This is a genomic window from Kitasatospora sp. NPDC114501 (assembly GCF_055633695.1).
In genome coordinates this window covers 122785-132816 of sequence record NZ_JBVKDS010000001.1, presented here as the reverse complement: position 1 = coordinate 132816, position 10032 = coordinate 122785, and the positions used below count along the sequence as shown (strand labels likewise).

1 protein-coding gene is annotated in these 10032 nt (G+C 77.0%); it reads right to left on the bottom strand.

Translation table 11 applies throughout. From position 1 onward, the window contains the following. Positions 1-46: 46 nt before the first annotated feature. Positions 47-9631 (bottom strand): type I polyketide synthase, encoded by a 9585-nt coding sequence (locus ACZ7RU_RS00545; protein WP_470338763.1) that lies wholly within the window; start codon positions 9629-9631, stop codon positions 47-49. Between the last annotated feature and the right edge of the window lie 401 nt (positions 9632-10032).

Below are 10032 nucleotides of genomic sequence, written 5' to 3'. Positions count from 1 at the left end.
TTCCTCCGTGGGGGTGTGGTGGGCTCGCGGTGGGGTGGGGCGGGGGTCAGATCAGCTCGCGGTCGATGAAGTCGAGGAGTTCCTCGGCGGTCGCGGCCTCGACGAGCGCCGCCACGTCCTCGTCGGGGTCCCCGGCGGACGGCTGCTCGGGGGCGGACGGGGTGCCCTGGAGGGGCGTGGCGTCCTGGGCGGGCGTGTCCTGGGCGGGCGTGGCTTCCTGGACGGGCGTGGCTTCCCGGGCGGGCCCGGCGTCCTGGGCGGGCGGCACGAGTCCGTCGTCCAGGACGGCGACCAGCTCGGGCAGCGTCGGCGCCTCGAACAGCAGGGTGAGCGGGAGCTTGAGCCCCGTCGCCGTGCCCAGGCGGTTGCGGAACTCGACCGAGGTGAGCGAGTCGAACCCGAGCTCGCCGAACGGCCGGTCGTCCGGGATCGCCTCGGGCCGGGAGCCCAGGACGGCGGCCATGTGGGCCCGGACCAGGTCGGCCAGGACGTCGGCGCGTTCACCGGCGGTCAGGCCGCTCAGCTCCTCGCGCAACGGCCGGTTCCGCCGCGGACCGGGGCCGTTCCCGGCCCGCCCCGCCCCGGCGGCCGCCACGACCTCGCGCAGGACCGGTGGGAGGTCCGGCCCGAGGTCGCGCAGGACGTCCCGGTCGAGCCGGGCGGGCACCAGGACGGCGTGCGGCGACGGCAGCGCCGCGTCCAGCAGGGCCAGGCCGTGCTCGGGCGCGATCTCCACCAGCCCGGCCCGGGCGAACCGGGCCCGGTCGGCGTCACCGAGGGCGCCCAGCATGCCGTCCGGGTCGCCCCACAGGCCCCAGGCCAGCGCGAGGGCGGGCAGGCCCTGCGTCCGGCGGTGCCGGGCGAGCCCGTCGAGGAAGGCGTTGGCGGCGGTGTAGCCGCCCTGGCCGGCGCCGCCGAGCGTCCCCATCACCGAGGAGACCAGGACGAAGGCGGTGAGCGGGTGACCGGCGGTCAGCTCGTGCAGGTGCCAGGCGCCGTCGGCCTTGACCCGCATCACCCGGTCGATCTGCGCGGGGGTGAGCGAGGTGACCGGCGCGTCGTCGACCACGCCGGCCGCGTGGATCACGGCGGTCAGCGGGTGCCCGCCGGGGACGGCCGCGATCATCGCGGCGACGGCGGCCCGGTCCGCGACGTCCACGGCCGCGAACGCCACCTCGGCGCCGAGCCCGGTCAGCTCGGCCGCCAGCTCGGCGGCTCCCGGTGCGTCGCCGCCGCGGCGCCCGGCCAGCAGGAGCCGTCGGGCACCGTGCCCGGTGACCAGGTGCCGCGCCAGGGCCCGGCCGATGGCACCGGTCCCACCGGTGATCAGCACGGTTCCGTCCGGGTCGAGGACCGGCGGGACGGTGAGCACCACCTTGCCGACGTGGCTGCCCTGGCGCAGCAGCCCGAGGGCCTCGGGCGCCCGCCGGACGTCCAGGTCGGTGACGGCGGGCCAGCCGAACGCGCCCCGGGCGAACAGCTCGACCGTCCGGTCCAGCAGGCGCGCGAGGTGCTCGGGCGGCAGCTGGAGCAGGTTGAACGCCCGGTAGCGCACGCCGGGGTGCGCGGCGGCCACCTCGGCGGGGTCGCGCTGGTCGGTCCGGCCCAGTTCGACCAGGAGTCCGCCGGGTCGCAGCAGCCGCAGCGACTCGTCGACGAGCTCGCCGGTCAGCGAGTTCAGGACGAGCGCCATGCGCCGGCCGCCCGCGGCGAGGCGGGCGCCGAAACGGGCGCCGAAGCCCGGCTCGCGGGAGGAGGCGAGGTGGTCGTCGTCGAGGCCGAGGGCGCGCAGCGCGGGCCACTTGGCGGGGCTGGCGGTCGCGAAGACCTCCGCGCCCAGGTGCCGGGCCAGCTGGACGGCCGCCAGGCCGACGCCGCCCGCACCGGCGTGGATCAGCACCGGGTCGCCCGCGCCCACACCGCCCAGTTCGACCAGGGCGTGCAGGGCGGTCAGGTGGGCGACCGGCACGGCGGCGGCCCGGGTGAAGGACCAGTCGTCCGGGATCCTGACCAGGGTGCGGTGGTCGGCCTGGGCCACCGTGCCGAACGCGGCGGGGAACAGGCCCATCACCCGGTCGCCGACGGCCAGGCCGGTCACCCCGGGGCCGGTCGCGGTGACCACGCCCGCGCCCTCCAGGCCGAGCGGGCCGGGGTCGCCGGGGTGCATGTCGAGCGCGCCCAGGACGTCGTGGAAGTTGAGCCCGGCGGCGCGGACCGCGATCCGGACCCGGCCGGGGCCGGGTTCGGCGGCTGCCTCGGGGCAGGGGCGCAGCTCCAGGCCGCTGAGGGTGCCGCGCTCGGGGATGTCCAGGTTCCAGGCCGACGCGTCCTCCGGGGGCCGCAGCGCGGGGTCGCCCGCGGCGGAGACCAGTCGGGGCACCAGGACGGCGCCGTCGCGGACGGCCAGCTGGTTCTCCTGCGGGGTCAGTGCGGCGGCCGGGACCGCCGGGGTGCTCCGGGGGCTGCCCTGCGGGTCGTCCTCCGAGGTGGCGGTACCGGGGGCCAGGTCGACCAGGGTGAACCGGCCCGGGTGCTCGACCTGGGCGGTCCGCACCAGGCCCCAGACCGCCGCCTGGGCGAGGTCCCGGACGGTCTCGCCGGGCCGGACGGCGACCGCACCCCGGGTGACCAGCACCAGGCGGGCCCCGGCGAGCCGGTCCTCGGCGAGCCAGCGGCCGAGCAGGTCGCGGGTCCGGTGCACGGCGGTCCTGGCCGCCGTCGCCGGGTCGGGGGCGGCGGCGTTGTCCGCTCCGGCCTCTCCGGCTTCTCCGGCGCTTCCGGTGGGGCAGCTCACGGCGATGGGCCCGGCCGGGTCGAGGGTGTCGAGGTCCAGGGCGTCCCAGGCGACGACCGGCACCTCACCGGCCGTCGGTTCGGACGCCGGTCCGGACGCCGGTCCGGCGGTCGGCTCGGGCAGCGGTTCCCAGCCGAGGGCGAACAGCGAATCGCGCGCGGCAGCCGCCGGGTCGGCCGGGCGGCCCGCCGCGACCGGGCGCAGCTCCAGCGACTCGACCCGGCCCACCGGCTCCCCGGTGGCGTCGAACAGGGTCAGCGGGAGGCCGCCGTCCACGGCGGGCCCGGCGTGCACCCGCAGGGACGTACGGCTGCCCGTCACACCGGCCGTACCAGCCGTGCCGTTCGTACCGCTCGAACCGTTCGTACCGCTCGCCAGGGACACTCCGCGCCAGCGCAGCGGCTGGACGGGCCGCCCCTCGAGGCCTTCGGCGGCGGCGATCAGGCCGTGCAGGGACGCGTCGAGCAGGGCGGGGTGCAGCCGGTAGGCCCCGGCGTCGGCGGCCACCGGCTCGGGCAGGACGGCCTCGGTGTACTGCTCGCCGCCGTCGCGCCGCCAAGCGGCCCGCAGGCCCTGGAAAGCCGGCCCGTGCTGGTGGCCGCGCAGGACGAGGTCCTCGTACATCCGGGCCAGCGGCACCGGCGTCACGCCGGATGGCGGCCACGCGGCGGAGGCCGGCACCGTGCCCGGTGCCGACGCGGACGCCGGAGCGCGGTCGGTGCCCAGGGTGCCGGTGGCGTGCTCGGTCCACTCCCCGCCGGTCGCCCGGCCCGAGATCCGGCAGGTCCGCAGCCCGTTGCCGTCCGCACCCGACACCCGTACCCGCAGGTCGACGGCGCCGTCCGCGGGCAGTTCCATCGGTGTGGCGACGGTCAGTTCCTCGATCCGCGGCGTCCCGGCCCTGGCGCCCGCGTGCAGGGCCAGTTCCAGGAACGCGGTGCCCGGCACGACGACCGTCCCGTCGAGGGCGTGGTCGGCCAGCCAGGGGTGGCTGCGGGTCGACAGCCGTCCGGTGAACACCGTTTCGCCGTCGCCGAGTTCGACGGCCGCGCCGAGCAGCGGGTGGTCGGCCGGGGCCTGGCCGAGGTCGGCCGTGCCGGACGCTCCGGCCGCGGCGGTGAGCCAGTAGCGGCGGCCCTGGAACGGGTAGGTGGGCAGGTCGACGGGGCCGGCGGCCGTCCCGGTCAGCCGCTCCCAGGCGACGGGCAGGCCGCGGACGTGGGCCTCGGCAGCGGAGGTGAGGAAGCGGCGCAGGCCCCCGTCGTCGCGGCGCAGCGAGCCGGTCACGATCCCGTCGGCGCCGGCCTCCTCCAGGATCTGGCCGATGCTGCCGCTCAGCACCGGGTGCGGGCCGACCTCGACGAAGGTGGTGTGGCCGGAGGCGACCAGCGCCTCGACCGCCTCCTGGAAGCGCACGGTGTGCCGCAGGTTCCGGTACCAGTAGGAGGCGTCGAGCCCGGCGCCGTCCTGCCAGTCGGCGGTGACCGAGGACATCAGCGCGATCCCGCCGGTGCGCGGCGTCAACGGCGCCATCCCGGCCAGGAGCTTCTCCCGGATCGGCTCGACCGCCGGGCAGTGCGAGGCGTAGGCCGCCGGGATCACCCGGGCGTTGACGCCCTCGGCCCGGTACCCGTCGACCAGGGCGGTGATCGCGTCCGGGGCTCCGGCCACGGCGGTGGCGGCCGGCCCGTTGACCGCGGCGATGCTCAACGCGCCGGTCAACGCGCCGGTCAGCGCGCCGAGGCGTTCGCGCACCCGCGCCGCGGGGAGCGGGACGACGGCCATCATCCCCCGGCCCATCAGGTCGACGGCCAGGGCGCTGCGCAGCGCGATGGCACGGGCGCCGTCCTCCAGGGAGAGCGCCCCGGCCACGACGGCGGCGGCGATCTCGCCCTGGGAGTGGCCGACCACGGCGTCCGGGACGACCCCGGCCTCCCGCCACAGCTCGGCCAGCGACACCATCACCGCCCACAGCGCGGGCTGCACGACGTCGATCCGGTCGAGCAGCGGCGCGCCGGCCAGGACGTCGGTCAGCGACCAGTCGACGTACGGGGCGAGCGCCCGCTCGCACTCGGCCAGGCGGGCCGCGAACACCGGGCTCTCGGCGGCGAGTTGCGCCGCCATCCCGCGCCACTGGCCACCCTGCCCGGGGAAGACCAGGACGGTCCGGCCGGGTTCGCCGGCCCGGCCGGTGACCAGCCCGGGGGCCTCCTCGGCGCGGGCCAGCGCGGCCAGGGCCCGCTCGGCCTCCGACCGGTCGGCGGCGACCACCACGGCGCGCTCGTCCAGCGCGGCCCGGGCGGTCAGGGCCGGCGCCGCGGCCACCGGGTCGAGCCGCCCCGCCGCCAGCCGCCGGGCCTGCTCGCGCAGTGCGTCCGGGGTGCGGGCCGACAGGACGACCGGCACCACGGGCGGCCGCACCGGCTCGTCCGTAGCCTCCGCCCCGGGCTCGGCCGGCGGCTGGGTCAGGATCACGTGCGCGTTGGTGCCGCTGATCCCGAACGAGGAGACGCCGCCGCGCCGCGGCTCACCGGTCTCCGGCCAGGGCCTGGCCCGGTCGAGCAGGGCCACCGAGCCGGCCGTCCAGTCCACGTGCGCGGACGGCTCGTCGACGTGCAGCGTGGCGGGCAGCGTGGACTTCCGGATCGCCTGGACCATCTTGATCACGCCGCCGACGCCCGCCGCGGCCTGCGCGTGCCCGATGTTGGACTTGAGGGACCCGAGCCACAGCGGCCGCTCCCGGTCCCGGCCGTAGGCGGCCAGCAGGGCGTTGGCCTCGATCGGGTCGCCGAGGGCGGTGCCGGTCCCGTGCGCCTCCACGGCGTCGACCTGCCACGGCGCGAGCCCGGCGTCGGCGAGGGCGTCCTCGATCACGCGCTGCTGGGCGACACCGCTGGGCGCGGACAGCCCGTTGGAGGCGCCGTCGGAGTTGACGGCGCTGCCGGCCACGACCGCCAGCACCGGGTGGCCGTGCCGGCGGGCGTCCGAGAGCCGCTCGACCACGACCATGCCCGCGCCCTCGCCCCAGCCGGTGCCGTCCGCCCGGGCGGAGAAGGCCTTGCAGCGGCCGTCGGCGGCCAGCACCCGCTGGCGGGACAGCTCCACGAACATGCCGGGGGTCGCCATGACGGTGACCCCGCCGGCCAGGGCGAGCGAGCACTCGCCGGCCCGCACCGCCCGCACCGCCTGGTGCAGGGCGACCAGCGACGCCGAGCACGCGGTGTCCACGGTCAGCGCGGGCCCGTTCAGGCCGAGGACGTAGGCGATCCGTCCGGAGACCACGCTCACGCTGGTGCCGGTCAGCAGGTGCCCGGCGACGCCGTGCCCGGCCGTCTCCATGCTCGGCCCGTAGCCGGAGTGCATCGCCCCGGCGAACACGCCGGTCCGGCTGCCCTTCAGCGTCGTGGGGTCGATCCCGGCGCGCTCCAGCGCCTCCCAGCCGACCTCCAGCAGGAGCCGCTGCTGCGGGTCCATGGCGAGGGCCTCGCGCGGGCTGATCCCGAAGAACTCCGCGTCGAAGTCCGGCGCGTCCCGGACGAAGCCGCCCCGGCGGACGTAGGAGGTGCCGACCCGGTCCGGGTCCGGGTGGTGGAGCGCCGCCAGGTCCCAGCCGCGGTCGTCGGGGAAGTCGCCGATGGCGTCGGTGCCGGCGTCGACCAGGTCCCACAGGTCCTCGGGCGAGCGCACGCCGCCGGGGAAGCGGCAGGCCATGCCGACGATGACCACGGGGTCGTCGGTCTCGGCGGCGGTTTGTGCCGGTACGGCCGCTGCCGGAGCTGGGGCGGTGGCGGTGGCGGTGGCCGTGGCGGTGGCCGTGAGCCCGGCCACCGCGGCGGCCAGGGCGGCCGGGCTCGGGTGGTCGTACAGGACGGTGCTCTCCAGGTTCAGCCCTGTCGCGGCCGCCAACCGGTCGCGCAGTTCGAGCGTCATGGCCGAGTCCAGGCCCATCTCGCGGAACGTCCGCCCGGGCCGGACGTCGGCGGCCGAGCCGGCGCCCAGCACGACGGCGGTCAGGCTCCGGACCAGCTCCAGGGCCGACCGGTCGTCGGGGGGCGGGGTCTTCCCGGCCGGGTGTCCGGCCGTCTGCTCGGTCGGCTGCTCTACCGCCTGTCCGATCGGCTGTCCCGCCGCCTGCCCGGCCGCCTGCGCTGCCTCGGTGAGCCCGGCCCCGGGCATCCCGGACGGCCAGCAGGAGCGGCGCTGGAACGGGTAGGTCGGCAGGTCGGCGAGCGGCGCCGAGTCGGGCAGCAGCGCCGACCAGTCCACTGCGACACCGCGTACGAAGGCCTCGGCCGCCGCCGTGAGGAACCGGCGGCGGCCGCCGTGGCCGCGCCGGAGCGTGCTCAGCGCGGCGCCGTCCCCGCCGCGCAGGTCGATCGCCTGCCGGACGCCCATCGCCAGCACCGGGTGCGGGCTGATCTCCAGGAACGTCGAGTGGCCCGCGTTCAGCAGCTCCTCGACGGCCGGCCCGAACCGCACCGGCTCGCGCAGGTTGCGGAACCAGTACCCGGGGTCCAGCTCGGCGGTGTCGATCGGTGCGGCGGTGACGGTCGAGTGGAACGGCACGTCGGTGGAGCGGGGGGCTATCCCGGCGAAGGCGGCGAGCAGGTCCTCCCGCAGCCCCTCGACGGCCGTGCTGTGCGAGGCGTAGTCGATCGCGAGCCGCCGGGTGCGCACCTGCTGCCCGTAGTGGGCGTACTGCCCGTAGTGGGCGGCCAGCGCGTCCAGCGCGGCCGTCGGCCCCGCGACCACCGTGTGCGCGGGCCCGTTGACCGCCGCGATCGACAGCCCGGAGCCGCCGGCCACCGCCGGGGCGACCGTCGAGAGGTCCTTCTCCACCCGTTCGGCCGGCAGCTCCACCGACAGCAGGCCGCCGTCACCCGCGATCCGGTTCAGCACCCGGCTGCGCAGCGCCACGATCCGCGCACCGTCCCGCGGCGACAGGGCGCCCACGGCGGTGGCGGCCGCGATCTCGCCCTGCGAGTGGCCCACCACGGCGGCGGGCTCCACCCCGGCCGAGCGCCACAGCGCGGCCAGCGACACCATCACCGCCCACAGCGCGGGCTGGATCACCTCGTCGCCCTCCAGTGCCGGCGCGCCGGGAGCGCCGCGCAGCACGTCGGCCAACGACCAGTCCACGTAAGGGCGGAGGGCCTCGGCGCACTCGTCGATCCGCTCGGCGAAGAACGGGGAGGTCTCGATCAGCTCCGCCGCCATGCCCGTCCACTGCGAGCCCTGGCCGGGGAAGACGAAGACCGGCCGGACCGCCGGCCCCTCGTGACGGCCCTCCACCACGGCCGCCGACGGCCGCCCGGCCGACCGGGCCGCCAGTTCGGCGAGGAAGCCGTCCCGGTCGTCCGCGACGACGACGCAGCGGTGCTCGAACGCGGTGCGGGTCACGGCCAGCGACCGGGCCACCGAGGCCGACCCGAGCGCCGGACGCGCCGCCACATGGGCGCGCAGCCGGTCGGCCTGGTCGCGCAGCGCGGCCTCGTCCCGCCCGGACAGGACCCAGGGCAGCACCCCGGCCTCCTCCTGTCCGTCGGAGGCCGCCACAGACGGCCAATCCGACAGGATCACATGGCAGTTGGTGCCGCCGATGCCGAACGAGCTGACTCCCGCGACCAGTCGCCCGTCCGACTCCGACGGTTGCCCGTCCGACTTCGGCGGTGCGGGCCAGGGACGGGTCTCGGTGTTCACCCGCAGCCGCAGCTCGTCGAGCGGGACCCGCTCGCCCGGCCCGACGTGGTTCAGGCTGGGGACGAGCTCGCGCTCGCCGAGGCACAGGACGGTCTTGATGAACCCGGCGATCCCGGCCGCGCCCTCCAGATGGCCGATGTTCGTCTTCACCGACCCGATCAGCAGCGGGAGTTCTGCCGTACGGGCCGAGCCCAGCGCGGCACCGAGCGCGGCGGCCTCGACCGGGTCGCCGGCCCGCGTCCCCGAGCCGTGCAGCTCGACGTACTGGACCTCGCCCGGCTCGACGCCCGCGTCGGCGCAGGCCGCGAGGACCACCCGCTCCTGCGACGCGCGGCCCGGGGTCGGCAGCGTCTCGGTCGCGCCGTCGTTGTTCAGGGCGCTGCCGCGGATGACGGCGTGGATGCGGTCGCCGTCCCGGACGGCGGCCTCCAGGAGCTTGAGGACCACCACCCCGCCGCCCTCGCCCCGGACGTAGCCGTTGGCGCGGGCGTCGAAGGTGAAGCAGCGCCCGTCCGCCGACAGCGTTCCGGCCCGCTCCAGCGCCAGGGTGCTCTCCGGCGCGAGGATCAGACTCACCCCGCCGGCCAGGGCCAGCTCGGACTCGCCGCTGCGCAGGCTCGCGCACGCCAGGTGCACGGCGGCCAGCGAGGACGACTGGCCGGTGTCCACCACCAGGCTCGGGCCGTTCAGTCCCAGCGTGTAGGAGATCCGGTTGGCGGTCACCCCGCGCTGCAACCCGGTCAGCGTGTGCCCGGTCACCGCCTCGGGGCCCATCCCGTGCAGCAGCGTCGCGTAGTCGTCCGCGATCACCCCCAGGAACACGCCCGTCCGGCTGCCCGCCAGATCGCCCGGCAGGGTCCGGGCGTCCTCCAGCGCCTCCCAGGCCAGCTCCAGGGCCAGCCGCTGCTGCGGGTCCATCGCCACGGCCTCGCGACGCGAGACGCCGAAGAACTCGGGGTCGAACCCGTCCACCCGGTCCAGGAACCCCCCGCGTGCCGGCCCCCGGCCACCCCGCCGCTCGGACACCGCGTCACCGCCGCCGCGCAGCAGCCGCCAGAACGCCTCCGGCCCGTCCGCCTGCGGAAAGCGGCAGCCGATCCCGACCACCGCGACCGCGTGCGCCGGAAGATCACTCACGCCACGACAACCAGCACTGTCCACCATCGATGCACCCCGCAGTGAATCCAGAGAAAGGCCCCGACAAACCGCCGAACGGCCCACCCGGGGCCGCTCCTGAAATTCCTTCGGTTTCCGCGAACCGGCATGCCGAACTCACCGAGCGGCGACTCCGGTTACGAGAAACACCGGCCCCCACCTGGGCGCCGACACCCGCTCCACGAGGATGCCCCCGGGCCGAACACCACCGGAAGCCGTCCCGGGGGTTCATGATCGTGCGTTGCTGAACCCCGAAGGGGCCCACACATCCACGACATACCGGGCACAGCCACCCTCCGGCCCGCGCCCTCCCACCCCGAAACCCCCGGCCGCCACCTGGCCCGCCCGGCCAGGAGGGGCCGCTTTTCGCGGCGCGCTCCGGG